Origin of the sequence: Nocardia sp. NPDC004151 (assembly GCF_042874235.1) — a bacterium.
Classification (GTDB): Bacteria; Actinomycetota; Actinomycetes; order Mycobacteriales; family Mycobacteriaceae; genus Nocardia.
Genome location: NZ_JBIAMR010000020.1, coordinates 42,538 through 68,057 on the forward strand (window position 1 = coordinate 42,538; position 25,520 = coordinate 68,057).

Sequence of the window (25,520 nt, forward strand, 5' to 3'; positions counted from 1 at the left end):
CGAGTTCGGACAGTCCGGCCACCGTTCCGGCGCACGCCCGGCCGCAATCCGCCCGACGCGCGTCACCTCCCCGCCCCGGCCGCCGAATGCCCTTGCGCCGCAGGCCCTCTCTCACGAGAGACCGGCGGCGTCCATGCCGCGTAGTTCCTTCTTCAGGTCGGCGATCTCGTCGCGGAGCCGACCGGCCAGCTCGAACTGCAGCTCGCGGGCCGCGTTCATCATCTGCGCGGTCATGTCCTTGATGAGGTCGGCGAGTTCGGCGCGCGGCATGTTCCGCACGTCGCGGCCCTCGTAGACGCCGGCGCTCACCGCGCGTCCGGGCTCGCCCTGGGCGGGGCGGCCGCGGCTGGCATTGCGGCCCGAGCCGCCCACCTCGACCTCGGTCTCCTCGGCCTCGCGGTACACCTGGTCCAGAATGTCGGCGATCTTCTTGCGCAACGGCTTCGGATCGATGCCGCGCTCTTCGTTGTAGGCGACCTGCTTGGCCCGGCGGCGCTCGGTCTCGTCGATGGCGTGGCGCATGGAGTCGGTGATCTTGTCCGCGTACATGTGGACCTCACCGGACACATTGCGCGCCGCGCGGCCGATGGTCTGGATGAGACTGGTGGAGGAGCGCAGGAAGCCTTCCTTGTCGGCGTCCAGAATGGCGACCAGCGACACCTCGGGCAGGTCCAGGCCCTCGCGCAGCAGGTTGATGCCGACCAGCACGTCGTATTCGCCCAGGCGCAACTGGCGCAGCAATTCGACGCGGCGCAGGGTGTCGATCTCCGAGTGCAGATACCGCACCCGCACACCGAGTCCCAGCAGATAGTCGGTGAGGTCCTCGGCCATCTTCTTGGTCAGCGTGGTGACCAGGACGCGTTCGTCGCGTTCGGTCCGCAGCCGGATCTCGTGCACCAGATCGTCGATCTGCCCCTTGGTCGGCTTGACCACCACGTGCGGGTCCACCAGGCCGGTCGGGCGGATCACCTGTTCGACGAACTCACCGCCGGTCTGGCCCAATTCGTACGGGCCGGGAGTGGCCGACAGGTACACCGCCTGCCCGATCCGCTCGGCGAACTCCTCCCAGGTGAGCGGCCGGTTGTCCACCGCCGACGGCAACCGGAAGCCGTACTCGACCAGGTTGCGCTTGCGGGACATGTCGCCCTCGTACATGCCGCCGATCTGCGGCACGGTCACGTGGGATTCGTCGATGACGAGCAGGAAATCGTCGGGGAAGTAATCCAGCAGGGTGGCGGGCGCGGAACCCGCGGGCCGCCCGTCGATATGCCGCGAGTAATTCTCGATACCCGAGCAGAAACCGACCTGCTTGATCATCTCCAGGTCGTATTGGGTGCGCATCCGAAGCCGTTGCGCCTCCAGCAGTTTGCCCTGCTTCTCCAAATCCGCCAGCCGCGTCTCGAGTTCGGCCTCGATGTCGCGCACCGCGCGTTCCATACGGTCGGGACCCGCCACATAATGGGTGGCCGGGAAAATCCGGACCATATCCACCTGGCGCACCACATCACCGGTCAGCGGGTGCAGATAGTAGAGCGCCTCGATCTCGTCGCCGAAGAATTCGATGCGCACCGCCAATTCCTCGTACGAGGGAATGATTTCGACGGTATCGCCGCGCACCCGGAAACTACCGCGGGTGAACGACATGTCGTTGCGGGTGTATTGCACGTCCACCAGCAGGCGCAGCAGCCGGTCCCGATCGATCTCGGTGCCCACCTCCAGCTGCACCGACCGGTCCAGGTAGGACTGCGGCGTGCCGAGGCCGTAGATGCACGACACCGACGCGACCACCACGACGTCGCGGCGCGAGAGCAGGCTCGAGGTCGCCGAGTGGCGCAGCCGCTCGACGTCGTCGTTGATCGAGCTGTCCTTCTCGATATAGGTATCGGTCTGCGCGATGTAGGCCTCGGGCTGGTAGTAGTCGTAGTACGAGACGAAGTACTCGACCGCGTTGTTGGGCAGCATCTCGCGCAGCTCATTGGCCAGCTGCGCGGCGAGGGTCTTGTTGGGGGCCATGACCAGGGTGGGCCGCTGCAACCGCTCGATCAGCCAGGCCGTGGTCGCCGACTTACCGGTACCGGTGGCGCCGAGCAGCACCACGTCCTTCTCCCCCGAGCGGATGCGCCGCTCGAGTTCGGCGATGGCGGCCGGCTGGTCACCGGCCGGAACGTGCTCGCTGACCACCTGGAACTGGCTGTCGGTCCGCTCGACCTCACCGATGGGCCGATGCTCCGAATGGGCCAGCGGCAGGTCGTCCGGGATCTCGGTTGCGAAAGCCATGGCACCAGCCTAGGACGGACCACCGACAAGAACACCCAGCCGCTCGCCTGTTCACCGACGGCGGACCCCGCCGTGGCCCCGGCCACGATCGGCGGTGACCCCGGTCACGATCGGACTCGTCGCCGCGCGATGGCTGCCCGCGCGGAGCACACCCGTCCAATCGCGCGCCGGCTCCGAATTCTCTAGTCCGGTACTCATTTCGGTAAAGGACTTCCAATGTCTGAATTGACCGTTACCGCAACGGATTTCAGGCCGTCCATACCGATCGGTGTCGCGTAGATCTCAGTCCGTTCACGACGGTTTGAATCCCACGTTCCGGGTGTACTCTGAGCTCGCTGGTCGCACGATTCGAGAGAAGGCATGGCGATGACCGGTTTGTTTACGCCACAGCGGAATTCCACCAATGGCGCGCGCCCGCACCGGACGGCCGACGGCACCCCCGCGGTGTCCCCGCATCGCCCCAGACTCGAGTATTTCAATCTCGCGGATCTGTCGTGGACCGATTATCGCGGGTTTCTGCACCCCGTGGAGCGTTTACACGCCGAACCGTTCGGTCTGTATATCGAACGGACAGTGGACAATCCGCGGTACCACTACGTCGAGTCCTGGCTGCTGCCCGAGCTGTCGCTGCGCGCCACGGTGTATCACCTGCGCCCGGGCCACGATCGGACCCAGACCCACTACCTCGACATCGGCGAGTACGGGCCGTGCGAGGACAAGAAGTGGCGCGCCGAGAGCCACTATCTCCACGTGGTGGCCCGGCCCGGCCGGGCGCCCGAACTGCTCGGCATCGACGACCTGCTGACCGCGCACGCGGCCGGGCAGTTCGACACCGCGCAGACCCACCGGGCCATCGAGCGGGCGGCCGCCGTGGTCGACGGCCTCGGCGCCTGCGGGCACGATGTCGACCGGTGGCTCGCCACCAAGGGCGTCACCCTCACCTGGCTCTGACTCCGAGAACGCGAACGCCCGGTCCGGATGGATCCGGACCGGGCGAGGTCTTGCGGGTATCTCCGCCCTCCGACTAGCCGGAGATGCTCGGCAGCAGGCCGTTCAGACCGCCCGACAGACTCGGGAACAGGCTGCTCGAGCCGCTGCTCAGGCCGCAGCCGACGCTGCCGGTGCTGGTCAGCGGGTTGGCCTCGGCGACGTCGACGTCGATCGACTTCGAGATCAGGGTCTGAGTCACGGTCAGCGTGTGCTTGCCCGCGGTGCTCGGAGTCCAGTTGATGGTGACCTTGCCGCTCAGCAGCGACGGGGTGACCGGGCTGCCCGGCAGCTCGGTGCCGTTGTCACGGAAGGCCACCGACAGCAGCCGGTCCACATCGATGGACGCGGTCAGCGTGTAGGAGCAGCCGACATTGTGGCTGGTGCCGGAAACCTCGAGGCCGGTCGGCCACGCACCGGCCTGGGGCGCGGCCAGGACGATGGTTCCAGCCACCGCGCCGAAGGTCGTGAGGCCCATGCCGACCCGGCGGGCACGGGTTTTCTGTTCGCTCATGCAGGTATTCCCTTACGGTTGAGGCCCCGCCCACGAAACGGCGGGTCGTCGTGCGCGACGATACAGCGCAACCGAACCATAGCGAAACACGCTCGCTTCAAATAGAGTTTTCGAAATATTCGCCCCGCTCCGCGCCGGATTCCAGCAATCCGCGAGCGACGCCACCCCCGCTCCCCTGGACGGCCGCCGCTCGACACGCGATGCTGAATGACATGACTCGGGCGCCCGCGGTGGATCTGCACCGACCCAAGGTGGAGTACTTCAATATCGACGAGCTCACCAATATCGATCCCAAGGGTTTCGTGCGGCAGGTGGAGCGCTACCAGGTGGAGCCGTGGGGGCTGTACATGGCCCGCACCTCGGACCATCCCGAGTTCCACTACATCGAATCCTGGCTGCTGCCCACGGTGTCGTTGCGCGCCACCGTCTTCCACTTCACCCCCGCGCATCTGCGCGACCAGGACTACTACATCGACATCGGCGAGTTCGCACAGGTCGGGCCGAAGCAGTGGAAGTCGGTGGACCACTACCTGGATCTGGTGGTGCGGCAGGGCAGAGAGGTGGAGCTCCTCGACGTGGACGAGCTGCTGGCCGCTCACGCCGCCGACTACCTGACCCTGGCCGAGGCCCAGCAGGCCATCGAGTCCGCCACCGCGACTATCGACGGAATCGCCGCGCACGGACACAGTTTCGAGGACTGGCTGGCCTCCCAGGGCATCACGCTCACCTGGATGTAGACCGAGAAACCAGGGGCCGTCCGCACCGAGGGGTGCCGACGGCCCTTTTCGTCGGCTAGGCGCCGATGATCAGGTTGACCGGACGACCCGGGTCGGCATTGGCGTGCAGCCGCTCCCCCGCCGCGAGCTCGACACCCGCGGCCGGCGGAGCGTCCGCGGCGACCGGCGGAAAACCGATGTCCGCCAAGCGATCCCGAAGCGAGTCCGGGTCCACCCCGGGCGCGACCGTGATCCGGATGTCGAGGACGTCGGCCGCGGGCTTGCCGGCCACGGCGGTCGCCCCGACGTGTTCGATGCTCGCCGCGTCGGCCGCGCACGCCAGCGCGAGGCGGGCGATCACCCGCCGCGCCTGCGCGGGCCATTCCGGATTCGCTTCCACCACGGGCAGTTCCGGCCGCGCGGCGGGCGTGCGGGTGCGCAGATTGCGTTCGAAGGGCACGAGGCGCTCGTCCCACAGCCGGTGCACCTCGGCGTCGATCAGGCCGGTCGCGCCATTGTTGTCGAGCAGAACGTCGGCGGTGGCGCGGCGCTGCGCGTCGGTGGCCTGGGCGGCGATGCGGGCGCGGGCGTCGGCCTCATCGATGCCGCGGAACTCCACCAGGCGGCGCACCCGGGTCTCCTCGGCCGCGTCTACGATGACCACCAGGTTCATGAACGGCGCGAGGCCGTTCTCGACCAGCAGCGGAATGTCCTGCACCACAATGCCGTCGGCGGGCGCGGCGGCGATGAGTGCGGCGGTGCGCTTGCCGACCAGCGGGTGGGTGATGCCGTTGAGGGTGGCGCGGGCCTCGTCGGTGGCGAAGGCCTTGGCCGCCAGGGCGGGCCGGTCGAGGCTGCCGTCGGCGGCGAGGATGTCGTCGCCGAACGCGGCGGCCAGGGCAGCCAGGCCCTCGGTGCCGGGGGCGACCACTTCGCGCGCGATGACATCGCTGTCCACGAGCACGGCTCCGCGCTCGGTGAGAATGCGGGCCACGGTGGACTTGCCCGCGCCCATGCCTCCGGTGAGACCGATTCGCAACATTCGACCAGTCTCGCACCGCCGCCGGTTCCGGCGCGTGCCAGGGTTACTCGGCCTGTCAGGATTACCCACTCGACCCGGTCTTTTCACCTGCAAGCACAGTCCTTGCCCGTTCCGTGATGCCGGTGAGATCATTTCGCAACTTTTCCGGCCAATCCCGACCGTTTGTCGGCAACATTCCGACACGCCGGGGCACACGCCCCGCAAAATTCGGTGACTCACACTTTTGTTCGGCTATCGTTCGCCGCAGGCGATCTTCAGGCCGGTTAACACGCAAGAGAAGGAACATCAGTGAGCACCAAGAACCTCCAGACGGGTCGCCACCGTCTGGGCCTGGCGGGCACCGTGCATTGCATCGAGATCCCCGCCGTCGCAGCCGCTCTCGCCGAGCACGGACGGTCCTGGCTGACCGCACTGTTCAGGCCGGCCCGGCACAGCGCGACCGCCAGGCGAAAACCGTCACCCGAGTCCGGCGTCGTCCGCCGCTGGGTGCCTGCCACCGTCGGCTGATCCCGCTGGAATCTCCAGCACCGCTCCCTGATTCGCCACATACACACGCAGTGGCTCGGTCCGAACCGGACCGAGCCACTGTGTTGTGTGCGTGTCTCCTTACGCGGCAGCGGAATTACACGATGCCACTGGGCTTGCGCCGAGTGCCGGGATCCTGACGCGGCATGGAGTTCGGCGGCACCGGGTACGGGGTGCCGACGGTCGCGGTCCCGAGGGCGATGTTCGGACCGCACTGCGCGATGGCGTCGTTGACCTTCCGGTCCGCCGGGGCGAACACGGGCTTGGACGCATCGGGGCCGGAACCGAAGTCGAAGACCGAGGTCATGTCACCGGTGACGCTGCGCCGCCACGCCGTCAGGTTCGGCACGTCGACTCCGAAGCGGCGCTCCAGGAGTCGCAGCTGCGAGGTGTGGTCGAAGGTCTCCGAGGCGACCAGGCCGCCACGGCTGTAGGGCGAGATGACCAGGCCCGGTACGCGGTAGCCGAGACCGATCGGCCCGGTGATGCCCTCGTGCTTCTTGTCGATCGGCACCGTGACGTACTCCCCCGGCGTGCCCGCGGGCGCCGTCGGCGGGGCGACGTGGTCGAAGAAGCCGCCGTTCTCGTCGTAGCTGATGATCAGCGCGGTCTTCTCCCACACCGCCGGGTTGGAGGTGAGGATGTCGAGCACCTGCATGATGCCGACCGCGCCGAAAGCCGGTGGCAGCGCGGGGTGTTCGCAGTTCAGCAGCGACGGGATCACCCACGACACGGCGGGCAGCTGGTTGGCGGCGACGTCGGCGGCGAAGTCCTGCGGATACGCCGGGGCCTTACCGCGCCGGGCCAGTTCGGAATTCGGGTCGGCGGCCTGCTTGAAGCAGCCCATCATGCCGTCCAGGATCACCGACGACAGCGGACCGACGTCCCGGTTGTTGTAGATCTTCCAGCTGACGCCGGCATCGGAGAGGTTCTCCGGCATGGTCCGCCAGCTGTAGGCGTTCTGCGGGATCAGGGTCGGCGTCTCGAGCAGCGGTCCGCCATGGTGACCCTCGGGGTCGATGGTCGCCGACATCCAGTACAGCCGGTTGGGGTCGGTCGGGCCGAGCACCGAGCAGTGGTAGTTGTCGAGCAGGGTGAAGGCATTGGCCAGGTCCCAGTGCACCGGAATGTCGGCCTGGGTGTAGTAACCCATTGCGGCGGGCGCGTTTCCGGGGCCGACCGAGGCGATCGACATGGGCATCCAGCCGTCGTTGCGGCCGTTGTTCCACGCCTTGTGCATGGCCGCCCAGCTGTGGTCCGGGTCGTTGATGCACTCACCGTCGAGGCTGGCGCCGCGGGTGGTGTCGAGGCGGAACGGGTTCAGGAAGCCGTCCGCGGTGGGGCCGACGCCGGGGGTGTAGCCGTACTGGTTCCAGGCCGGGGACGGGTCGTCGAACCCGCGCACCCCGGACATGGTGCCGAAGTAGTGGTCGAAGGAGCGGTTCTCCTGCATGAGCAATACGAAGTGCTCGATGTCGCCGAGGCCGCCCATGCCCGCCGGGTCTGCGGCGTAAGCCTTTTCGATGATCGGTCCGGCGACCGACGCGAGCGCGCCCGCACCGCCCGCTGCCATGGCTTTCGCCAGAAATTCCCGCCTGTTGACTCCGGCGAACACGCCCATGCTCCGGTGGTGCCTTCCCGCTAGAAGTGACAGTGAAGGGACGGTGCCGACACGGATCGGTCGCACGTCCAGTTCGTATCCAACCTGCGCATCATGACAGCCCAGCGAACCGCTGGTAAACGAAAGTCCCCTGGTCGAGGACCAGGGGACTTTCGTTATCGCTTAACGCGGATCAGCGAATCAGGCGTTGCCCGACAGCTTCTCACGCAGCGCGGCCAGCTGCGCATCGCTCGCGAGCGAGCCACCGGCCGGCGCGTCCGAGGACGAAGCGGCAGCCTGCGAACCGGACTCCGAGGAGTAGTTCTGCGGTCCACCGTTGGCAGCCTCGGCGGCGGCGTCGGCGGCCATCTTCTCCATCTGAGCGGTGTGCATCTTGTGGCGACGCTCGGCCTCGGCGTACCGGGTCTCCCACTCCTCACGCTGCTTCTCGAAGCCCTCGAGCCATTCGTTGGTCTCGGAGTCGAAGCCCTCGGGGAAGATGTAGTTGCCCTGGTCGTCGTAGCTGTCGGCCATGCCGTACTTCGACGGGTCGAACTCGGCGGTGTAGTCCTCGTTGGCCTGCTTCAGCGACAGCGAGATCCGGCGACGCTCGAGGTCGATGTCGATGACCTTGACCATGGCGTCGTCGCCGACGGCGACAACCTGGTCCGGGACCTCGACGTGGCGCTCGGCCAGCTCGGAGATGTGCACCAGGCCCTCGATGCCCTCTTCGACGCGCACGAACGCACCGAACGGAACCAGCTTGGTGACCTTGCCCGGCACGATCTGACCGATCGCGTGGGTGCGGGCGAACTGACGCCACGGGTCTTCCTGGGTCGCCTTGAGCGACAGGGAGACACGCTCGCGGTCCAGGTCGACGTCGAGAACCTCGACGGTGACCTCGTTGCCGACCTCGACAACCTCGGACGGGTGGTCGATGTGCTTCCAGGACAGCTCGGAGACGTGCACCAGACCGTCCACGCCACCCAGGTCCACGAAGGCACCGAAGTTGACGATGGAGGAGACCACACCCTTGCGGACCTGGCCCTTCTGCAGCTGGTGCAGGAACTCGCTGCGGACCTCGGACTGGGTCTGCTCGAGCCAGGCGCGACGCGACAGGACCACGTTGTTGCGGTTCTTGTCGAGCTCGATGATCTTGGCCTCGATCTCCTTGCCGACGTACGGCTGGAGGTCGCGGACACGGCGCATCTCGACCAGCGACGCCGGGAGGAAGCCGCGCAGACCGATGTCCAGGATCAGGCCGCCCTTGACGACCTCGATGACGGTGCCCTTGACGGCCTCGTCCTTCTCCTTGAGCTCCTCGATCGTGCCCCAAGCCCGCTCGTACTGAGCGCGCTTCTTCGACAGGATCAGGCGGCCTTCCTTGTCCTCCTTGGTGAGAACGAGGGCCTCGACCTCATCGCCCACGGAAACGACCTCATTGGGGTCGACATCGTGCTTGATGGACAGTTCGCGAGACGGGATCACGCCTTCGGTCTTGTAACCGATGTCGAGAAGGACCTCATCGCGATCGACCTTGACGATCGTGCCTTCGACGATATCGCCGTCGTTGAAGTACTTGATGGTCTTGTCGATGGCGGCGAGGAAGTCCTCGGCAGTGCCGATGTCGTTGACGGCAACCTGCGGCGAGGTGACAGTGGTGGGCATGTGTTGGGAGGCTCCGGACGGATTGTGGTCGGTAGTGGACATGTGGACTTTCGGTTTTGCTGCGAACAGCGGGCAATGGATCTAACGTTGCACAACGCTGCCGTGGCTGTAACTTCCAAAGACAGCTTGCGGACTCACAGCACGATTATCTGCTCTACGCGGTCTCGAGAAACCGGGTACAGAAGACACTCGCGGAAAACAGCGTACGCGACGGGTGTTGTACCAAGCAAACATGGGTCTCATCGCAAGCCTCGCTAGGGTGTGCCCATGTCCGAAGATCACTCTGCCACCCCCGACGACGCCCGGCACGCCCAGGCCAATGCCCTGCTCGGCACGGTGGGAGTGACCCGCGCCAAGGTCGATTCGGAGTCGAGTCAGCGCGCCAGCCGCAAGTGGTGGGACGCCGACGCGGCGGCCTACCACGAGACGCACGCCGACTTCCTCGGCGTGGACTCCCCCGCCGGCGAGTTCGTGTGGTGCCCGGAGGGGTTGCACGAGGGTGACTGGCATCTGCTCGGCGATATAGAGGACAAGCGGATCCTGGAGATCGGCTGCGGCTCGGCCCCCTGCTCGCGCTGGCTCGCCTCGCACGGCGCGCACCCCGTCGGCCTCGATATCTCCCGTTCCATGCTGGACCGCGGTCTGGCCGCGATGGCGGCGGGCGGACCCCGCGTCCCCTTGATCCAGGCGGGCGCCGAGGATTTGCCGTTCGCCGACGAATCGTTCGACCTGGCCTGCTCGGCCTTCGGTGCGGTCCCCTTCGTCGCCGACTCGGCCCGGGTGATGCGTGAGGTTCACCGCGTCCTGCGTCCCGGCGGCCGCTGGGTCTTCTCCGTCAATCACCCCATGCGCTGGATCTTCCCCGACGATCCGGGCCCCGGCGGCCTGCGCGCCACCATCCCCTATTTCGACCGCACTCCTTATGTGGAGGTCGGACCCGACGGCGAGCCCACCTACGTCGAGCACCACCGCACCATCGGCGACCGCGTCCGCGAGATCGTCGCCGCGGGGCTGATCGTGAAGGACATCATCGAGCCCGACTGGCCCGAATGGCTCGACCGCGAATGGGGCCAGTGGAGCCCCCTCCGGGGCGAGATCTTCCCCGGCACAGCTATTTTCGTCACCGAAAAAGCGAACTGAGACCGATCGACCCGATCGCTTCCAGCGACACGCCCAGGGGGCGAAGTCGATTCCGTCACGGTGGCGGAACTGTCGGCCGCCACCGGGCGGTCGACGGTGGCCTATCGGCCGACCCCGCGCTACGCCGACGGCCGGAACGGGACCGAGCCGCGGCGTGCGCGACTGGTCCCGTCCGGGGGAAGCTACCTGATCGACAGTGCCGAACCGGTGTCGTGACTATTTGGGTTCGCGGCCCGCTTGCCTGAGAGCCATCCGGAGCGCGTACTCGATCTGGGCGTTGATGCTGCGCAGGTCGTCGGCCGCCCATTTGGCGATGGCGTCGTGGACGGCCGGGTCCAGGCGCAGCAGCACGCGTTTCGGTTCGCGTTTGGCGGCGGACATCAGGCGTAGAGAGTGCCGGCGTTGACCACGGGTGCGGCGGAGCGGTCCCCGCACAGCACGACCAGCAGGTTGGACACCATCGCCGCCTTGCGCTCCTCATCCAGATCGACCACGCCCTGTTCCGCGAGCCGGTCCAGCGCCATCCCGACCATACCGACCGCGCCTTCGACGATGCGGCTGCGGGCGGCGACCACCTGGGCGGCCTGCTGGCGAACCAGCATGGCCTGGGCGATCTCCGGCGCGTAGGCGAGGTGGGTGATACGGGCCTCGATGATCTCGATGCCGGCCAGCTCGGTGCGGGCGCGCAGCTCCGCGGTCAGCTCACCCGCGACCTCCGCGCCGTCGCGCAGGCTCGAGGTGCTCGCGTCGTCGGTCTGGTACGGGTGGGTGGTGGCCAGGTGCCGGACCGCGGTCTCGGACTGGGTGCGTACGAAGTCCTCGTAGTCGTCGACGGCGAAGGCGGCCTTGTAGCTGTCCACCACCTGGTAGACGACGACCGCGGCGATCTCGACCGGATTGCCGTCCAGGTCGTTGACCTTCAGCTTCTGGGTCTCGAAGTTGCGGATGCGCAGCGAGATGCCGCGGCGGCTGGACAGCGGGGTCACCCAATGGAAGCCGGACTCGCCGACCGAGCCGATGTAGCGGCCGAAGAACTGGATCACCTTGGCCTGGTTGGGATTCACCGTGATGAAGCCGCTGGCGGCGAGCACCGCGGCCAGGATGGTGACCGCCAGCGCGATGCCGATGACGGTCCGCGCACCCCCTTCGGCTCCGGTGCTCAGCGCGTGCGACTCCAGCACCATTCCGATCACCAACAGGATGAAGACCCCCAGCACGAGGAAGCCGTTCAACCGGAAGGCTCGACGCAACTCCATGACACTCTCCTAGTATCGAAGTGATATCACGACGATAGCGCGAGCACAGCGGTGCGGCAAGGTTGAAACAGCAGATCGCCCCGCCGCGCAACAGTGCGGCGGGGCAAGGGACCACGGGTCCCGGCCGATCAATTCGGCCGGATATTGCGGTTGTTGCGGAACAGGTTGGCGGGGTCGAACCGCGCTTTGAGCGCCGCGAGCCGGTCGTAGGTGGCATCGGAGTATCCGGCGCGCGTCTGCGCCTCGTCGGCCTCATCGCCGCCGCCGTACAGGAAGTTGAGGTTGTGGCCGACGGTCCACGGCTCCAACGTCTTTCGCACCAGATCCAGCTGATCGCGCACCTGCTCGGCGTTGTCCGGCCGCGGCATGGCCAGCGCCCGCGCGATGTACTGCGCGTCGCGGTGGTCCATCGAGATTCCGTGCGGCCCCGGGCGGCTCAACGCCCCGCCCAGGTGCCGGAATCCGGCCACCGTCGGCAGCGCGGCCCCGGGTCCGGTCGCCTCCAGAAAGGCGTCGGCGGCGTCGGCGGGCAGCTCCGAGAGCAGCGCGTTGGTGGCGGTGTAGGCGTGCGGGTGATCCGGATCCCGGTAGATGGCATGGCTTTCGGTGTACGGCATCATCCGCAGGTCGTCGGTCATCCGCTCGCCGGCCGCGCGCAGCGGAGCGACGAGGCGCTCGCCGTCCTCCTCGGTGCCGGTGAACGCGATATTGATGGTCGCCACGTACCGCCCGCGCAGGTGCGGGGGCAGCTGGGGGATGTCGGGGAAGGTCAGCATGGTGATGGCCGAGGTGACGGTCTCGGGCACGTCCTGGGTCCACCGCCGCCACGCCTCGAGTGCGGGAGCCACCAGCGCGGTGTCGAACTGCAGCTGGCCGCCGTACACCCGGGTGACGGGCAGCAGGTCCAGTTCCAGCGCGGTGACGACGCCGTAGTTGCCGCCGGTGCCCAGCACCGCGCCGAACAATTCGTCGCCCGGCGCCAGCGTGCGCAGCCGCCCGTCGGCGGTGACGATCTCGATGGCCCGCACATGCTCTGCGGCGTAACCGTATTCGCGGGCCAGAATGCCGACCCCGCCGCCCAGGAGGTAACCGACCACGCCGACCGACAGCGACGAGCCGTTCAGCGGCGCGAGGCCGTGCGCGGCGGCCGCCTCGATCAAGGCCCCGGCCCGCACGCCCGCCCCGATGCGGGCGGTGCGGGCGGCCGGGTCGACGCGGATGTCGGTCAGGCGGCGGGTGGTGATGAGCACACCGCCGTCGCCGGCGACCGAGAGGCCGTGGCCGGTGGCCTGCACGGCGATCGGAAGACCGTGGCGCGCGGCGTATTCCACGGCGGCCCGCACGTCCTGGGCGTGGGCCGCGGCGACGATAACGGCGGGCCGGTGGGTGTAAGCGGTTTGGAATCCGGCGATTTCGGCGTCGTAGCCGGTGTCGCCGGGCTGGAAGACGGGGCCGCTGGTGGGCAGTTCGGTGATCGCTGTCTTCGTCATGTCTCCTACCCTGCTCGCCCCGGAACAAGAACTCCAACAGATAGTTTTTCTCGTAGCTAGAATCATCACTTATGGAACTGCGTCAGCTGCGCTACTTCGTGACGGTCGCCGAGGAGGCGAACTTCACCCGGGCAGCGGCCCGTCTGCACCTCGCCCAGCCCGGACTGAGCGCGCAGATCCGGCAGCTGGAACGCGAACTGGGACAACCCTTGCTGGATCGGACCAGCCGCTCGGTCACGCTCACCCCGGTCGGCGAGGCGGTGCTGCCGATCGCCCGCGCGGCCCTCGAACAGGTCGAGCGCATCACCCACACCGTGGACGAATTCACCGGTCTGCTGCGCGGGCACGTGCGGGTCGGCTTGATCTCCGGCGCGGCGGGCGAGGAGATCGACATCGCGCAGGTCTTGTCCGACTTCCACCGAGATCATCCGCAGATCGGCATCTCCCTCACCGAGGACACCTCCGACGCCATGTACGGCGCTCTGCGTCGCGGCGAGCTGGACATCGGCCTGCTCTCCATCTCGGAGGATCTGGACCCGAGCATCGGCACCGAGCTCATCTACGAGAGCACCATCGTGGCGGCCGTGCCGGTGGCGGCCGAGGGCTTCGGAGCACGGATCACCCTGGCCGAACTGTGCGAGCACCCACTCATCTGCCTGCCCACCGGCACGGGGCTGCGCGCACTACTCGAGAACGCCTGCGCCGCGGCCTCTCTGATACCCGATGTGGCATTCGAGGCCGCCGCGCCCCCGCTGCTCATCCGGCTGGCCGCCCACGACCTCGGCATCGCCGTCATTCCGAGAATCCCGGCGGAGGAGGCCGCTCGCCTCGGGATCCGCACCCTGGAGATCGATCCGTCGATGTGCGGCCGCCTGGTGCTGGCGTGGAGCACCGAGCGTCCCCTGAGCCCGGCCACGAAAGTCCTGCTCGGCCAACTCCGTATCGCGCTGGCGAGCTGGAAGACGCCTGGTCAGGCGAACACGGCCCGCAGGCCGCGGTCGCGGACGGCCTGAATCCCGACCAGCGCCAGCAGCACGACGCCGGTCACCATGTGCTCGATGGCGTCGCTGCGGTGATTCGGGAGGCTGAACATCACGACGTTGTGCGCGAACAGCGCCCGGATCCCGACCACGAATCCGCCTCCGACAGCGGCGATCACGCAGTACCAGGCGCGTCAGTGCCATCACATAATTACCTAAACTTCCCTATTGCTACTCCAAATAGGGAACGTTAGGGTAGTTTTCGTGACCGATCGTCTCTACTCCGTCGAGGAAGTCGCCGAACGCCTCGGCCTGCACGTGCGCACTGTCCGCGGGTACGTGCGCGAAGGAAAGCTGCCCGCCACCCGCATCGGCAAGCAGTACCGCATCACCCGGGCCGATCTGGAAGCCTTCACCGGCCTGCCCGCACCCAAGGGCGGATCGACTGCCCCGCAACGGTATTCGGAGGTGTCCAGCATCGTCGAGGTCGACGCCGCGGATCCCTCGATCGCCGACCGGGTGAGCACGCTGCTGACCGCGGCGGCGGGCACCCACACCGGAGACGGGCAACCACTGCGGGTGCAGACCTTCTACGACCGCGAACGCGCCCGGCTGAAGGTCATTCTCGTCGGCGGCCTGGGCGATACCGCTCGGCTGCTCGAATACATGGAAGGAGTTCTCGCGTCGTGAACGCGATCTACAAGTCCGAGGCCGGACGGGCCGCCATCCAGGCCCGCTATCAGGAACTGGTGCGCCGCTGGCCGGTCGCGGTGGAGCAGTTGCACATTCCGACCCGGGAGGGCGACACCTTCGTGCTGGCCTCCGGCCCGAAGGACGCGCCGCCGGTGATCCTGCTGCACGGGTCCGGGGCCAACTCCGCCACCTGGCGCGGCGACATCGCCTCCTGGGCAACCGATTTCCGCGTCTACGCCGTCGACATGGTGGGCGAGCCCGGCGGCAGCGCCGAGTCCCGTCCGGCGCTGGGCTCGGACGCGGTCGCGTCGTGGCTCGACGATGTCCTTGCCGGACTGGGCATTTCCGCGGCGGCCTTCGTCGGCATGTCGCTGGGCGGCTGGACCGCTCTGGACTACGCGGTCCGCCGGCCCGGCGCCGTCACGAAGCTGGCGCTGCTGTGCCCCGGCGGGATCGGCAAGCAGCGCTTCGGCTGGATCTTCAAGAACCTGCTCGACCACCTGTTCAGCAACCACGACCTGCGCCGCTCGGCCGCCATCGTCACCGGCCTGAACCTCACCGACCACGCCGAGATCCTCGACGACGTGACGCTGACCTTCACTCACTTCAACCCGCGCACCGGCAAACTGCCCATCTTCACCGACGCGCAGCTGAGCGCCCTCACCATGCCGGTCCTGGTGATCGTGGGCGCGGACGACGTCATGTTCAAGTCCGCCGACACCGCCCGCCGCGCCCAGCAATCCATCCCGAACGCGACCACCCGGGTGCTCCCGGGCGTCGGGCACGCCGTCCTCGGTCAGACCGCGCCCGTGCTGGAGTTCCTCCGCACATAACGGATCAGGGAGCCCCCGTACCGGGGGCTCCCTGATCTCGTTGCGGGCCTAGAGGATTCGCGACAGGAACGCCTTGGTCCGGTCGTGCTGGGGGTTGGCGAGCAGCTCGCGCGGATCGCCCGCCTCCACCACGACACCGCCGTCCATGAAGGCCAGCTGGTCGGCGACCTCGCGGGCGAAACCCATCTCGTGGGTGACCACCACCATGGTCATGCCCGAGGCCGCGAGTTCCCGCATGACGCCGAGCACCTCGCCCACCAGCTCCGGGTCCAGCGCCGAGGTGGGCTCGTCGAAGAGCATCAGCTTGGGGTCCATGGCCAGGGCACGGGCGATGGCGACACGCTGCTGCTGACCGCCCGACAGCTGGGCGGGGTAGGCATCGGCCTTGTCCGCCAGGCCGACTCGGGCCAGCAGGTCGCGGGCGCGGGCCACCGCGTCGGCCCGCTTGAGCTTCTTGACCTGGGTCGGCGCCTCGATGATGTTCTCCAGCGCCGTGCGGTGCGGGAACAGGTTGAAGTGCTGGAACACCATGCCGATATCGCGGCGCTGCTTGGCGGCGTCGCGCGGATGCAGCTCGTAGAGTTTGCCGTTCTTCTCGCGGTACCCGACCAGATCGCCGTCCACGTACAGGCGTCCGGCATTGACCCGCTCGAGGTGGTTGATGCACCGCAGGAAGGTGGACTTGCCGGAACCGGACGGGCCGATCAGGCACAGCACCTCGCCGCGCTTCACCTCGAGGGTGATGCCCTTGAGCACGTTCAGCGCGCCGAAGCTCTTGCACACCCGGTCGGCGCGCACCATCGGCACCGCCGAGGGCGGCAGCGAGCCGTCGATCAGCGGCGTGGATTCCTGGGAGAACGACATCGAATCCTCGGACATGTGCACCTATCCCGTTCCGCCGGCGACCTGCGCCTGGGCCAAGGCGCGCAACTGTTTCGCGGTCAGCTGCCGGGAGGAACCGCGCGAGTAGTACCGCTCCAGGTAGTACTGGCCGATCATGAGCACACTGGTGACGGCCAGATACCAGGTGGCGGCGACCAGCAGCAGCGGGATCGGCTGGAAGTTGACGCTGTAGATGTCGCGGGCCCGGCCGTAGAGGTCGGTGGTGAGCGGGATGGCCGTCACCAGCGAGGTGGTCTTCAGCATGGAGATGAGCTCGTTGCCGGTCGGCGGGATGATCACCCGCATGGCCTGCGGCAGCACCGTGCGGGTCATGGTCTGCGACCACGACATGCCCAGCGCCACCGACGCCTCGCGCTGCCCCTCGCCCACGGAATTGATTCCGGCGCGCACGATTTCGGCCATGTAGGCGGCCTCGTTGAGACCCAGGCCGATCATGGCGAAGAAGAACGGCGCCGACCAGTGCTGCACATCGAAATGCGCCAGCGACGGCCCGAACGGCACACCCACGGTGACCGTCTTGTACAGCGACGGGAACAGGCCCCAGAACACCAGCTGCACATAGACCGGCGTCCCGCGGAAGATCCACAGATACGCCCACGCCACCGAGCGCAGCACCGGATTCGGCGACAGGCGCATGACCGCCAGCAGCACGCCGAGCACCACGCCGATCAGCATGGCCAGCACGGTCAGTTCCAGAGTCACCAACGCGCCCTGGGCGATTCGCTTGTCACCCAGGTACTTGAAGTAGGTGTTCCAGTGGTAGGCATCGTTGGTCTTGGCGCCCCAGAGGAACAGGGCCAGGGCGATCAGGATGATCGCGGCGGCGATCCACCGGCCCGGCCGTCGCAGCGGAATCGCCTTGATCGGCTCGGGCTCGGCGCTCTCGACCGGCATCGAGAGGTGGTTCTTGTCCTGCGACATAAGAGGTCAGCTGGCTCCGTTGATGACGGACTTGGTGATCGCGCCCTCCTGGACACCCCAGTTCTCGGCGATCTTCTTGTACTGGCCGTTGTCCATCAGGTACTGCACGGCTTCCTGCAGCACCGGCGCCAGCGTGGAGCCCTTCTTGACCGGCCAGCCGTACGGCGCGGAATCGAAGATCTTGCCCGCGGGCTCGATCTTGTCGCCCGCCTGCTTGATCGCGTACGCGGTCACCGGGGAGTCGGCGGACATGGCGTCGACCTGGCCCTGGACCAGCGCGTTGGCGGCGGCGGACTGCTCGTCGTAGGCGACCTTCTGGATCTCCGGCTTACCCGCGGCGACACACGCCTTGGACTTGGCCGGGATCTCGTCGGTGTCCTGAACGGTGGTGCGCTGCACCGCGACTCGCTTGCCGCAGGCATTGTCCGGGTCGACGGTCTTGCCCTTCTGCTGGGCCCACTGGCTGCCCGCGGAGAAGTAGGTGACGAAGTCGGCGGTGGCCTCGCGCTCCTTGTTGTCGGTGAAGGAGGACATGCCGAGGTTGTAGGTGCCGGCCTCGATGGAGGGGATGATCTTCTCGAAGTCGGCTTCCTTGTAGTCCGCGTTCAGGCCCAGCACCTTGGCGACCGCGTCCATCAGGTCGACGTCGAAGCCGACGATCTTGCCGCTGGACGGATCCCGGTACTCGTTGGGCTGATACGGAACGTTGACGCCGACGGTCAGCTTGCCGGAGGACTTGATGTCGGAGGGCACCTTGGCCGCGATGGTGTCGACCTTGGCCACGTCGACCTTGGCCACCTCGGGACCGCTGGACTCCGAATTACTGGTACACGCGGTCAGCGCGAGAGCGCCACCGGCGACGACGACAGCGGCTCGCAGGGCACGCCCGCGAAAAGAGTTACGAACAGACACAGCAGTCCTCCACAGTTCGGGTGCGCGACATCCGTGGGTCGCCCGCCGTTTGAAATGTAAGCGAGTGACACCGTCCGCGTCGGCCGGTAACCGAAGATTAATCGGCGACACGCCAGAGCGGGGCCGAACACGCCCGGCCCGGAATGCGCGCTCACCAGCGGTGCAGCCGTGCGCGCACCTGCTCGGTGAATTCGGAGGTAGAGGCTAGCCCACCCAAATCGGACGTTGCAACACCAGCTCGCAACGTATCAGCAACCGAGCGTTCGATGCGGTCGCCGACCCGGCGCAACGCGCTGTAGCGCTGGGTGCGACCCATCCAGTGCAACATCGCCGCCGCGGAGCCGAACAGCGCCACCGGATTCGCGCGATTGCGCCCCGCCAGGGTCGGGGCCGCGCCGTGCACCGCCTGCGCCATGATCTGGGTATCGGAGCAGTTCACCGAGGCTGCCATACCGAGCGAACCGCTCAATTCGCCCGCCAGATCGGACAGGATGTCGCCGAACAGATTCTCGGTGACGATCACGTCGTAGTCGCGGGCCGCGCGGACCAGATGCGCGGCCGCCGCGTCCACGTGCTCGTCATCGATCTCCACGTCCGGGTAGTCCGCGGCCACCTCATAACAGATGTCGCGGAACATGCCCATGGTCATGGGCAACACATTGGCCTTGTGCACGACGGTCAGCTTCTTCGAACGCTCCGACGCGATCTCGAACCCCAGTCGCGCGATGCGTTCGATCGCGGCCCGGGTGAACACGCCGACCGACAGCGCGACATCCCGCGACGGCTGGAACTCGCCGGAACCGGCGGCCATATTGCGGTCGGCGTAGAGGCCCTCGGTGTTCTCCCGCAGGATCAGCAGATCCATGCCCTGGGCCAGCGCGCGCACCCCTTCGAGGCTGCGGGCCGGGCGGATGTTCGCGTAGAGACCGAAGCGCTTGCGGACCGCGCCCGCGGGCGGCAGGCCGGTGCGGTGTTCGGGAGCGTAGGAGGCGCTGTCGTGCGGGCCCATGATCCAGGCGTCGAGTTCGGCCAGCGCGGCGAGCGTCTGCTCGGGCACCGGGTCGCCGTACTGCTCGATCGCCTCGTGCCCCAGTGGCAGCGGGACCCACTCCACCGGCGGCAGGCCGGTGGTCTCGAAGGCGTCGTCGACCACATGCCGGGTGGCACGGACGATTTCGGGGCCGATGCCGTCGCCCTCCAGCAAGCCCAGCCGGATTCGAGTGTCGCTGTCGGTCATGGCAGTCATCCTCGCGCAACGCCCGCCGCCGTCGCGCTCCGGCACACGCTGCCACGCCTGTTTCGAGACCTGGACGGGGATCGCGCGTAAGTTCAGGACACCATGGTGCAATCGGTGGAACTGGTGCTCGACGAGGCGTCCGAGGCCGCGGTGCGGCGGCAGTGGGCGGCGCTGAGCGAACTCGGCCTGCACACGCCCGGGCCCGGGTACCGGCCGCACATCACCATCGCGGTGGCCGCCGAGATCTGGCCCCGGCTGGACAAGGTCTTGGCGCAGCAGGACTTCCGGCCGTTCCCGGTGCGCCTGGGCGGACTGCTGGTCTTCGGATCCCGTGCCGCCGTGCTGGTTCGGGCGGTGGTGCCGTCCGAACCGCTGATCTCCTTGCAGCACAGGCTGTTCCGCGTCATCGCCGACTGCCCCGGTATCCCCGGCAATGTCCGGCCCGACAGCTGGACCCCGCACGTCACCCTCGCCCGCCGGCTGAAACCGGGCCAATTCGACGCCGCACTGGGCGCGGTGGGCTGGGACAAGGACGTGCGGGCTACCGTGGAGGGCATCCGCCGATGGGACGGTGACCGGCGCGCCGAATGGTCGGTGACCGCCGGTGACCGGCCCGCCCGGTAGCGCGGGGAAGATAACCGCAGGGCCCGGTGTTGGACCGGGGACATCGATACGAGAGGAAGCCATGGCCACCCAGACCCTGACCGAACAGAACTTCGACGAGGTAGTCACCGGTAACGACGTGGTTCTCGTCGACTTCTGGGCCTCGTGGTGCGGTCCGTGCCGCAGCTTCGCCCCCACCTTCGAGAAGTCGTCCGAAGCCCACCCCGACGTGGTGCACGGCAAGGTCGACACCGAGGATCAGCAGGGACTGGCCGCCGCGGCCAACATCCGCTCCATCCCGACCATCATGGCGTTCCGCGAGGGCGTGCTCGTCTTCGCGCAGCCCGGCGCGCTGCCCCCGGCCGCGCTCGAGGATCTGGTCACCCAGGTGAAGGCCCTCGACATGGACGAGGTGCGCAAGCAGCTCGCCGAGCAGGAATCCGCCAAGTAGCCGCCTCCCGCCGCAGCGTCAGCGCCGCGACTCCCGAAGGAGTTGCGGCGCTTCGCTTTTCACGGAGGGATCAGAAGTGCGAGCCGAGGTGGTTGATGCCCGCGATCATGGCGCGGATGGTCGACTCGGCGGCGTCGTCGGCGAGGGCGGCGCCCCAGCCACGGCGGCCGTTGAACTCGCACTGCACGAAGGTGGCGGTGCCGTCCTGGGTGCGGCGCTGGTGGAAGGCGAGGATCTCCACCGGGTAGCCCTCGTCGTAGAGCGCCGAGGTGAGCGCGGCCACCGGGCTGCCGGTCGCCACGACGGTGCGCAGGTGGGAGGCGATTTCCAGGGTGGCCGTACCGGCGCGGTCGCCGATCGGGGTCCAGTCGCTGAGCTTCACCGGGCCCATCGGGTCGCAGTAGCGGTCGTGGAACTCGGCGGGGGTCAGTCCTGCGCATTCGGCCCGCAGGCTCGCGGGGGCGGCGGCGATGAACATGGCGGTATCCAGGGTGATGGTCATTGAACTAGGTCTTCCCGACTTCTTCCGAAGAATTGACAGAGGGGACCAGCAAAAGAAAGTTCTATCGGCCGCAGCGAGGGGCCGGTCCGAATCAGACCCCGCTACGGCGGAGAACTACGAGTACGCGATCGCCGGCCACATTCGCGGTAAGCGAAATAAGCGCTGCGCGGTCGCGGTCTGCGACATCGAGCGCTGCGCTGCGGCTGGAGGCGGGATTCGGCACGGGGTCGAGCATAGGGGGACGCTCACGCAATGGCAACCACATTCGTGAGGGACCCACGAGTAACTTCGTCGCAGGTCACCGCCAATGCGACGGGCGCCACACGGCCTCCGGCGCGGCCGCGAGCAAACATTGTGGGCCCGGCAAACATCCGTTTCGTGAACATCCCCAGGTCGACGCAATTCCGGCAACCCGTACAGCGGGTAGCGAGCGGGTGCCCCAGCACGCGCGGACGGCGTCCGAGACGCGGACCGCCCGCACCGAAACCCGGTGCGGGCGGTCCGCGTGTCGCGCGACTCGCGAGTGCGTGTCGAGTTCCCTAGTGCGCGGCCGAATCCCAGCTGCGGCCCACGCCCACAGACACCTCCAGCGGCACCGACAGCTCGATGGCATTGGACATGTGCTCGCGCGCAAGCGATTCCAGTTGCTCACGCTCCCCCGCGGCGACCTCGAAGACGAGTTCGTCGTGGATTTGGAGCAGCATGCGGGATTTCAGGCCCGCCGCCCGGATCGCCCGCTGGGTGTCGATCATGGCGACCTTGATGATGTCGGCCGCGGTGCCCTGGATGGGGGCGTTGAGAGCCATGCGCTCGGCGGCCTCACGGCGCTGCCGGTTGCTGGAATCCAGGTCCGGCAGGTAGCGGCGGCGGCCGAACAGGGTCTCGGTGTAGCCGACCTTGCGGGCCTGATCGACGGCGTCGTGCAGGTAGTCGCGGATGGCGCCGAAACGGTTGAAGTAGATGTCCATCTGGACCTTGGCCTCGTCGGCGCTGATCTTCAACTGCTGGGACAGGCCGTACGCGGACAGACCGTAGGCCAGGCCGTAGGACATGGCCTTGATGCGGCGGCGCAGCTCCGGGTCGACCTCGGCGATCGGGATGTCGAAGGCCTTGGAGGCGACGAAGTTGTGCAGGTCCTCACCCGAGTTGAAGGCCTCGATCAGCCCTTCGTCCTTCGACAGGTGGGCCATGATCCGCATCTCGATCTGGCTGTAGTCCGCGGTCATCAGCGACTCGTAGCCGGGGCCGACGACGAAGGTGTCGCGGATGCGGCGGCCCATGTCGGTGCGGATCGGGATGTTCTGCAGGTTCGGCTCGGTCGAGGACAGGCGGCCGGTGGCGGCGACCGTCTGGTTGAAGGTGGTGTGGATGCGGCTGTCGTCGGCGACCGACTTGAGCAGGCCGTCGACGGTCACCTTGAGGCGGGTGGCGTCGCGGTGCTCGAGCAAGTGCTGCAGGAACGGGTGCTGGGTCTTCTCGTAGAGGCCCTCGAGCGCGTCCGCGTCGGTGGTGTAGCCGGTCTTGGTGCGCTTGGTCTTGGGCATGTCGAGCTCGTCGAACAGGACCACCTGCAGCTGCTTGGGCGAGCCCAGGTTGATCTGCTTGCCGATGACGCCGTAGGCGGCCTCGGCGGCCTCGGCGACGCGGTCGGCGAACTCGCGCTGCAGCTGCTCGAGCTGAGCGGTGTCGACCGCGACGCCCGCGGCCTCCAAGTCGGCCAGCACGCTCAGCAGGGGCAGTTCCATATCGCGCAGCAGCGCGGTGGATTCGATGCGCTCGAGTTCGGCGTCGAAGGCGTCGGCGAGGTCGTAAACCGCTCGGGCGCGCAGCATCTGGGCGTTGGCGACCTCGGCGTCGACCTCGTCCTCGTCGTCGAGCAGCGACAGCTGGGTCTCCCCGGCATTGTCGACGCGCAGTTCCCGGCTCAGGTAGCGCAGCGACAGATCCTCCAGATTGAAGGTGCGCTGGCCTGGCAGGATCAGGTAGGCGGCCAGCGCGGTGTCGCTGGTGAGCCCGGCCAGCTGCCAGCCGCGACCGCGCAGGGCGTGCATGGCGTTCTTGGCCTCGTGCAGTGCCTTCGGGATCTCCGGGTCGGCGAGCCATGCGCCGAGCGCCTTCTCGTCCTCGGGGGTCAGGGTGTGGACGTCGATGTAGGCGCCCTCACCGTCGGCGGCGGCCAGCGCGACGGCCTGGGTGTCACCGGCGACCGGCGAGCCGTTGCCGACCACGGAAACCCCGTGCCGCACACCGGGTCCGGCGTGCTCGGCCAGCCAGGCGGCGACGGTGCCCGCCGCCAGCGCGCTGCCGCTGATCTCGAACCCGGACTCGGCCTCGGGCTCCACCGGGGCCAGGGTGTCGAACAGACGGTCGCGCAGGACGCGGAACTCGAGCTCGTCGAACAGGCGGTGGATCTTGTCCCGATCCCACGGCTGCATGGCCAGCTGCTCGGGCGTGTACGGCAGCGGCACCGACTTCACCATCTCGGTGAGCTGCCGGTTCAGCACGACACTGGACAGGTTGGCGCGCAACGCGTCTCCGACCTTGCCCTTCACCTTGTCCACCTGGTCGACCAGCGTCGCCAGATCCCCGTATTCGCGGATCCACTTGGTCGCGGTCTTCTCCCCCACGCCCGGAATACCCGGCAGATTGTCACTCGGGTCGCCGCGCAGCGCCGCGAAGTCCGGATACTGCGCCGGGGTGAGCCCGTACTTCTCCTCCACCGCGGTCGGGGTGAACCGGGTCAGCTCGGAGACGCCCTTCTTCGGGTAGAGCACGGTGACGTCGTCGTTGACCAGCTGCAGCGAATCCCGGTCGCCGGTCACGACGAGCACCTTGAACCCCTCCGGCACGGCCTGCGTGACGAGGGTGGCGATGACATCGTCCGCCTCGTACCCCTCGATGGCCATCACCGGAATCCCCAGTGCACCCAGCACTTCCTGGGTGGTCTCCACCTGCCCCTTGAACTCGTCGGGCGTCGTGGCCCGATTGGCCTTGTACTCCGGGTACGCCTCGGTCCGGAACGTCTTACGGCTCACGTCGAACGCCGCCGCCACATGCGTGGGCTTCTCGTCCCGCAGCAGATTGATCAACATCGCCGTGAACCCGTACACCGCGTTCGTGGTCTGCCCACTCTGCGTCTTGAAGTTCTCCGCCGGCAGCGCGTAGAACGCCCGATAGGCCAGCGAATGCCCATCCAGCAGCAGCAGGGTCGGCTGCTCCCCGGACGGCGATGCGGACACGGCAACAGGGCGCTGATCAGTAGAGGCAGGGGTCACCCGCAAGAGTCTAGGTACCGCCCCCGACATCCGTGGGCAGCGGGCATACTCGGCCCGTCGCCCCAGGTCAGCGAAACCGATTTCATCCAGGACCCGCTACCTGGTAGCGTTGCCCCCGCCAAGGGGTGTAGCTCAATTGGCAGAGCAGCCGTCTCCAAAGCGGCAGGTTGCAGGTTCGATTCCTGTCGCCCCTGCTTGAAGGTTCGGGCCGGTCACCGGAAGGTGACCGGCCCGAATGCTTTTCGGGGGTGGACGGGCCGGCCGACGCCGGTCAGCCGACGCCGAGGTAGGCGGACTTGACGGCGGGGTCGGTGAGCAGGGCCCGGCCGTCGCCGGTCTTGGTCACCTCGCCGGTTTCCAGGATGTAGGCGCGGTCGCTGCGGGTCAGGGCTTGCTGGGCGTTCTGTTCGACCAGCAGGACCGTGGTGCCCTGGGCGTTGATGTCGGCGATGATCCGGAAGATCTGCTGGATCACCATGGGGGCCAGGCCCATCGACGGCTCGTCGAGCAGCAGCAGCTGCGGGCGGGCCATGAGGGCGCGGCCGATGGCCAGCATCTGCTGCTCGCCGCCGGAGAGGGTGCCGCCCACCTGACGGCGGCGCTCCAGCAGGCGCGGGAACAGCTCGAAGACCCAGTCCAGTGTTGTCGTGTAGTCCGCCTTGGACGCGAACGGCCGTGCGTGGCAACCCATGTCGAGGTTCTCCTGGACCGTCATGCCCGGGAAGACGCCGCGGCCCTCGGGAGCCTGGATCAGGCCCGCCACCACACGTTCGTGGGCCTTCATGCGGGTGATGTCGCGGCCCTGGAACATGATGCGGCCGCGGGTCAGCGGCAGCAGGCCCGACAGGGCGCGCATGGTGGTGGTCTTGCCCGCGCCGTTCGCGCCCAGCAGGGTGACCAGCTCACCCTGACCGACCTCGAGCGAGATGCCGTGCAGCGCTTGGATTCTGCCGTAGTTCACGACCATGTCCTCGACCGTCAGCAGCGGCCCTCCG

General features: G+C 67.8%; 25 protein-coding genes, 1 tRNA gene and 1 pseudogene. 11 read left to right on the top strand and 16 right to left on the bottom strand.

Annotated features, from left to right (window positions below):
• Positions 1-111: 111 nt before the first annotated feature.
• Positions 112-2,277: an excinuclease ABC subunit UvrB gene (gene uvrB / locus ACFYTS_RS32405; RefSeq protein WP_387309221.1), complete on the bottom strand. Its 2,166-nt coding sequence runs from the start codon at positions 2,275-2,277 to the stop codon at positions 112-114.
• 366 nt (positions 2,278-2,643) lie between these two features.
• Here uvrB and ACFYTS_RS32410 point away from each other — a divergent pair, with 366 nt between their 5' ends.
• The gene (locus ACFYTS_RS32410; RefSeq protein WP_357285917.1) at positions 2,644-3,228 is read left to right on the top strand and encodes a DUF402 domain-containing protein; all 585 of its coding nucleotides are present in this window, start codon (positions 2,644-2,646) and stop codon (positions 3,226-3,228) included.
• Between the two features lie 73 nt (positions 3,229-3,301).
• On the opposite strand, the gene ACFYTS_RS32415 is transcribed toward ACFYTS_RS32410, so the two are convergent.
• Positions 3,302-3,778 carry a hypothetical protein gene (locus ACFYTS_RS32415; RefSeq protein WP_357097840.1) on the bottom strand — a complete coding sequence of 159 codons (477 nt, stop codon included), beginning with the start codon at positions 3,776-3,778 and terminating at the stop codon, positions 3,302-3,304.
• Between the two features lie 212 nt (positions 3,779-3,990).
• On the opposite strand from ACFYTS_RS32415, the gene ACFYTS_RS32420 reads away from it, so the two are divergent.
• Positions 3,991-4,515 (top strand): DUF402 domain-containing protein, encoded by a 525-nt coding sequence (locus tag ACFYTS_RS32420; protein ID WP_357285915.1) that lies wholly within the window; start codon positions 3,991-3,993, stop codon positions 4,513-4,515.
• A 76-nt stretch (positions 4,516-4,591) separates the two neighbouring features.
• Here the strand turns inward: ACFYTS_RS32420 and coaE are convergent.
• Positions 4,592-5,536 (bottom strand): annotated as a pseudogene (gene coaE / locus ACFYTS_RS32425) (dephospho-CoA kinase); the annotation flags it as partial.
• A 288-nt stretch (positions 5,537-5,824) separates the two neighbouring features.
• Here coaE and ACFYTS_RS32430 point away from each other — a divergent pair.
• Positions 5,825-6,043: a hypothetical protein gene (locus ACFYTS_RS32430; protein ID WP_357285913.1), complete on the top strand. Its 219-nt coding sequence runs from the start codon at positions 5,825-5,827 to the stop codon at positions 6,041-6,043.
• A 115-nt stretch (positions 6,044-6,158) separates the two neighbouring features.
• Here the strand turns inward: ACFYTS_RS32430 and ACFYTS_RS32435 are convergent, their stop codons facing one another.
• Positions 6,159-7,682 carry a phospholipase C gene (locus tag ACFYTS_RS32435; protein ID WP_387309222.1) on the bottom strand — a complete coding sequence of 508 codons (1,524 nt, stop codon included), beginning with the start codon at positions 7,680-7,682 and terminating at the stop codon, positions 6,159-6,161.
• Positions 7,683-7,862: 180 nt separating this feature from the next.
• Entirely contained in the window at positions 7,863-9,329 is a 1,467-nt protein-coding gene (rpsA, locus tag ACFYTS_RS32440) for a 30S ribosomal protein S1 (RefSeq protein ID WP_357285909.1), read from the bottom strand.
• A 267-nt stretch (positions 9,330-9,596) separates the two neighbouring features.
• Here rpsA and ACFYTS_RS32445 point away from each other — a divergent pair, with 267 nt between their 5' ends.
• Positions 9,597-10,469, top strand: coding sequence for a methyltransferase domain-containing protein (locus ACFYTS_RS32445; protein ID WP_357285907.1), 873 nt, complete (start codon positions 9,597-9,599; stop codon positions 10,467-10,469).
• A 60-nt stretch (positions 10,470-10,529) separates the two neighbouring features.
• The gene (locus tag ACFYTS_RS32450; RefSeq protein ID WP_387309223.1) at positions 10,530-10,685 is read left to right on the top strand and encodes a hypothetical protein; all 156 of its coding nucleotides are present in this window, start codon (positions 10,530-10,532) and stop codon (positions 10,683-10,685) included.
• Here ACFYTS_RS32450 and ACFYTS_RS32455 read toward each other — a convergent pair whose 3' ends face one another.
• The 3 genes from ACFYTS_RS32455 to ACFYTS_RS32465 all read right to left on the bottom strand — a co-directional run bounded on the left by ACFYTS_RS32455 (position 10,686) and on the right by ACFYTS_RS32465 (position 13,215).
• On the bottom strand, positions 10,686-10,850 hold the full coding sequence (locus ACFYTS_RS32455) for a hypothetical protein (RefSeq protein ID WP_357097856.1): 165 nt from the start codon (positions 10,848-10,850) through the stop codon (positions 10,686-10,688).
• Complete coding sequence (locus tag ACFYTS_RS32460; protein ID WP_357285901.1) at positions 10,850-11,725, bottom strand: SPFH domain-containing protein; 876 nt, start codon at positions 11,723-11,725, stop codon at positions 10,850-10,852. The genes ACFYTS_RS32455 and ACFYTS_RS32460 overlap by 1 nt, the downstream gene beginning before the upstream one ends.
• 128 nt (positions 11,726-11,853) lie before the next feature.
• A complete protein-coding gene (locus ACFYTS_RS32465; RefSeq protein WP_387309224.1) occupies positions 11,854-13,215 on the bottom strand; it encodes an FAD-binding oxidoreductase in 1,362 nt (453 codons plus the stop codon).
• Positions 13,216-13,286: 71 nt separating this feature from the next.
• Here ACFYTS_RS32465 and ACFYTS_RS32470 point away from each other — a divergent pair, with 71 nt between their 5' ends.
• Positions 13,287-14,228 (top strand): LysR family transcriptional regulator, encoded by a 942-nt coding sequence (locus tag ACFYTS_RS32470; protein ID WP_387309225.1) that lies wholly within the window; start codon positions 13,287-13,289, stop codon positions 14,226-14,228.
• Here ACFYTS_RS32470 and ACFYTS_RS32475 read toward each other — a convergent pair.
• On the bottom strand, positions 14,186-14,374 hold the full coding sequence (locus ACFYTS_RS32475; RefSeq protein ID WP_387309226.1) for a hypothetical protein: 189 nt from the start codon (positions 14,372-14,374) through the stop codon (positions 14,186-14,188). The two genes, ACFYTS_RS32470 and ACFYTS_RS32475, sit on opposite strands and share 43 nt — an antisense overlap.
• Positions 14,375-14,459: 85 nt before the next feature.
• On the opposite strand from ACFYTS_RS32475, the gene ACFYTS_RS32480 reads away from it, so the two are divergent.
• Both ACFYTS_RS32480 and ACFYTS_RS32485 read left to right on the top strand, forming a co-directional pair.
• Positions 14,460-14,885, top strand: a complete 426-nt coding sequence (locus ACFYTS_RS32480) for a helix-turn-helix domain-containing protein (protein WP_387309227.1) — start codon at positions 14,460-14,462, stop codon at positions 14,883-14,885.
• Positions 14,882-15,721, top strand: coding sequence for an alpha/beta fold hydrolase (locus ACFYTS_RS32485; protein ID WP_387309228.1), 840 nt, complete (start codon positions 14,882-14,884; stop codon positions 15,719-15,721). The genes ACFYTS_RS32480 and ACFYTS_RS32485 overlap by 4 nt, the downstream gene beginning before the upstream one ends.
• Positions 15,722-15,769: 48 nt before the next feature.
• On the opposite strand, the gene ACFYTS_RS32490 is transcribed toward ACFYTS_RS32485, so the two are convergent.
• From ACFYTS_RS32490 to ACFYTS_RS32505, 4 genes are all read right to left on the bottom strand, one after another.
• Entirely contained in the window at positions 15,770-16,522 is a 753-nt protein-coding gene (locus ACFYTS_RS32490) for an amino acid ABC transporter ATP-binding protein (protein ID WP_357098025.1), read from the bottom strand.
• 84 nt (positions 16,523-16,606) lie between these two features.
• Positions 16,607-17,545 carry an amino acid ABC transporter permease gene (locus ACFYTS_RS32495; RefSeq protein ID WP_357285885.1) on the bottom strand — a complete coding sequence of 313 codons (939 nt, stop codon included), beginning with the start codon at positions 17,543-17,545 and terminating at the stop codon, positions 16,607-16,609.
• Positions 17,546-17,551: 6 nt separating this feature from the next.
• Positions 17,552-18,457 (bottom strand): ABC transporter substrate-binding protein, encoded by a 906-nt coding sequence (locus ACFYTS_RS32500; RefSeq protein WP_357285882.1) that lies wholly within the window; start codon positions 18,455-18,457, stop codon positions 17,552-17,554.
• A gap of 151 nt (positions 18,458-18,608) precedes the next feature.
• The gene (locus tag ACFYTS_RS32505; protein WP_357285880.1) at positions 18,609-19,694 is read right to left on the bottom strand and encodes an isocitrate/isopropylmalate family dehydrogenase; all 1,086 of its coding nucleotides are present in this window, start codon (positions 19,692-19,694) and stop codon (positions 18,609-18,611) included.
• A gap of 102 nt (positions 19,695-19,796) precedes the next feature.
• Between ACFYTS_RS32505 and ACFYTS_RS32510 the strand changes: the two genes are divergently transcribed.
• Together ACFYTS_RS32510 and trxA are read left to right on the top strand one after the other, a co-directional pair.
• Positions 19,797-20,318 (top strand): 2'-5' RNA ligase family protein, encoded by a 522-nt coding sequence (locus tag ACFYTS_RS32510; RefSeq protein WP_357285877.1) that lies wholly within the window; start codon positions 19,797-19,799, stop codon positions 20,316-20,318.
• 61 nt (positions 20,319-20,379) lie between these two features.
• The gene (gene trxA / locus ACFYTS_RS32515; RefSeq protein WP_357285874.1) at positions 20,380-20,748 is read left to right on the top strand and encodes a thioredoxin; all 369 of its coding nucleotides are present in this window, start codon (positions 20,380-20,382) and stop codon (positions 20,746-20,748) included.
• Positions 20,749-20,818: 70 nt separating this feature from the next.
• Here trxA and ACFYTS_RS32520 read toward each other — a convergent pair whose 3' ends face one another.
• Positions 20,819-21,250, bottom strand: coding sequence for a 2-keto-3-deoxygluconate kinase (locus ACFYTS_RS32520; RefSeq protein ID WP_379106883.1), 432 nt, complete (start codon positions 21,248-21,250; stop codon positions 20,819-20,821).
• 539 nt (positions 21,251-21,789) lie between these two features.
• Entirely contained in the window at positions 21,790-24,525 is a 2,736-nt protein-coding gene (gene polA, locus ACFYTS_RS32525) for a DNA polymerase I (protein WP_387309229.1), read from the bottom strand.
• 121 nt (positions 24,526-24,646) lie between these two features.
• Here polA and ACFYTS_RS32530 point away from each other — a divergent pair.
• Positions 24,647-24,719 (top strand) — tRNA-Trp (locus ACFYTS_RS32530).
• Between the two features lie 77 nt (positions 24,720-24,796).
• On the opposite strand, the gene ACFYTS_RS32535 is transcribed toward ACFYTS_RS32530, so the two are convergent.
• The gene (locus ACFYTS_RS32535; RefSeq protein WP_387309271.1) at positions 24,797-25,492 is read right to left on the bottom strand and encodes an ABC transporter ATP-binding protein; all 696 of its coding nucleotides are present in this window, start codon (positions 25,490-25,492) and stop codon (positions 24,797-24,799) included.
• Positions 25,493-25,520 lie beyond the last annotated feature (28 nt).

What these genes read in the sequence shown, in the direction of transcription:
- ACFYTS_RS32455 (WP_357097856.1), bottom strand. Translation starts at nt 10,850, where the DNA reads ATGTCCGCCGCCAAACGCGAACCGAAACGCGTGCTGCTGCGCCTGGAC.
- ACFYTS_RS32505 (WP_357285880.1), bottom strand. Translation starts at nt 19,694, where the DNA reads ATGACCGACAGCGACACTCGAATCCGGCTGGGCTTGCTGGAGGGCGAC.
- ACFYTS_RS32470 (WP_387309225.1), top strand. Translation starts at nt 13,287, where the DNA reads ATGGAACTGCGTCAGCTGCGCTACTTCGTGACGGTCGCCGAGGAGGCG.
- ACFYTS_RS32495 (WP_357285885.1), bottom strand. Translation starts at nt 17,545, where the DNA reads ATGTCGCAGGACAAGAACCACCTCTCGATGCCGGTCGAGAGCGCCGAG.
- ACFYTS_RS32520 (WP_379106883.1), bottom strand. Translation starts at nt 21,250, where the DNA reads ATGACCATCACCCTGGATACCGCCATGTTCATCGCCGCCGCCCCCGCG.
- rpsA (WP_357285909.1), bottom strand. Translation starts at nt 9,329, where the DNA reads ATGCCCACCACTGTCACCTCGCCGCAGGTTGCCGTCAACGACATCGGC.
- ACFYTS_RS32420 (WP_357285915.1), top strand. Translation starts at nt 3,991, where the DNA reads ATGACTCGGGCGCCCGCGGTGGATCTGCACCGACCCAAGGTGGAGTAC.
- ACFYTS_RS32445 (WP_357285907.1), top strand. Translation starts at nt 9,597, where the DNA reads ATGTCCGAAGATCACTCTGCCACCCCCGACGACGCCCGGCACGCCCAG.
- ACFYTS_RS32460 (WP_357285901.1), bottom strand. Translation starts at nt 11,725, where the DNA reads ATGGAGTTGCGTCGAGCCTTCCGGTTGAACGGCTTCCTCGTGCTGGGG.
- ACFYTS_RS32415 (WP_357097840.1), bottom strand. Translation starts at nt 3,778, where the DNA reads ATGAGCGAACAGAAAACCCGTGCCCGCCGGGTCGGCATGGGCCTCACG.
- trxA (WP_357285874.1), top strand. Translation starts at nt 20,380, where the DNA reads ATGGCCACCCAGACCCTGACCGAACAGAACTTCGACGAGGTAGTCACC.
- ACFYTS_RS32535 (WP_387309271.1), bottom strand. Translation starts at nt 25,492, where the DNA reads ATGGTCGTGAACTACGGCAGAATCCAAGCGCTGCACGGCATCTCGCTC.
- ACFYTS_RS32435 (WP_387309222.1), bottom strand. Translation starts at nt 7,682, where the DNA reads ATGGGCGTGTTCGCCGGAGTCAACAGGCGGGAATTTCTGGCGAAAGCC.
- ACFYTS_RS32510 (WP_357285877.1), top strand. Translation starts at nt 19,797, where the DNA reads ATGGTGCAATCGGTGGAACTGGTGCTCGACGAGGCGTCCGAGGCCGCG.
- uvrB (WP_387309221.1), bottom strand. Translation starts at nt 2,277, where the DNA reads ATGGCTTTCGCAACCGAGATCCCGGACGACCTGCCGCTGGCCCATTCG.
- ACFYTS_RS32490 (WP_357098025.1), bottom strand. Translation starts at nt 16,522, where the DNA reads ATGGTGCGCGCCGACCGGGTGTGCAAGAGCTTCGGCGCGCTGAACGTG.
- ACFYTS_RS32410 (WP_357285917.1), top strand. Translation starts at nt 2,644, where the DNA reads ATGACCGGTTTGTTTACGCCACAGCGGAATTCCACCAATGGCGCGCGC.
- ACFYTS_RS32465 (WP_387309224.1), bottom strand. Translation starts at nt 13,215, where the DNA reads ATGACGAAGACAGCGATCACCGAACTGCCCACCAGCGGCCCCGTCTTC.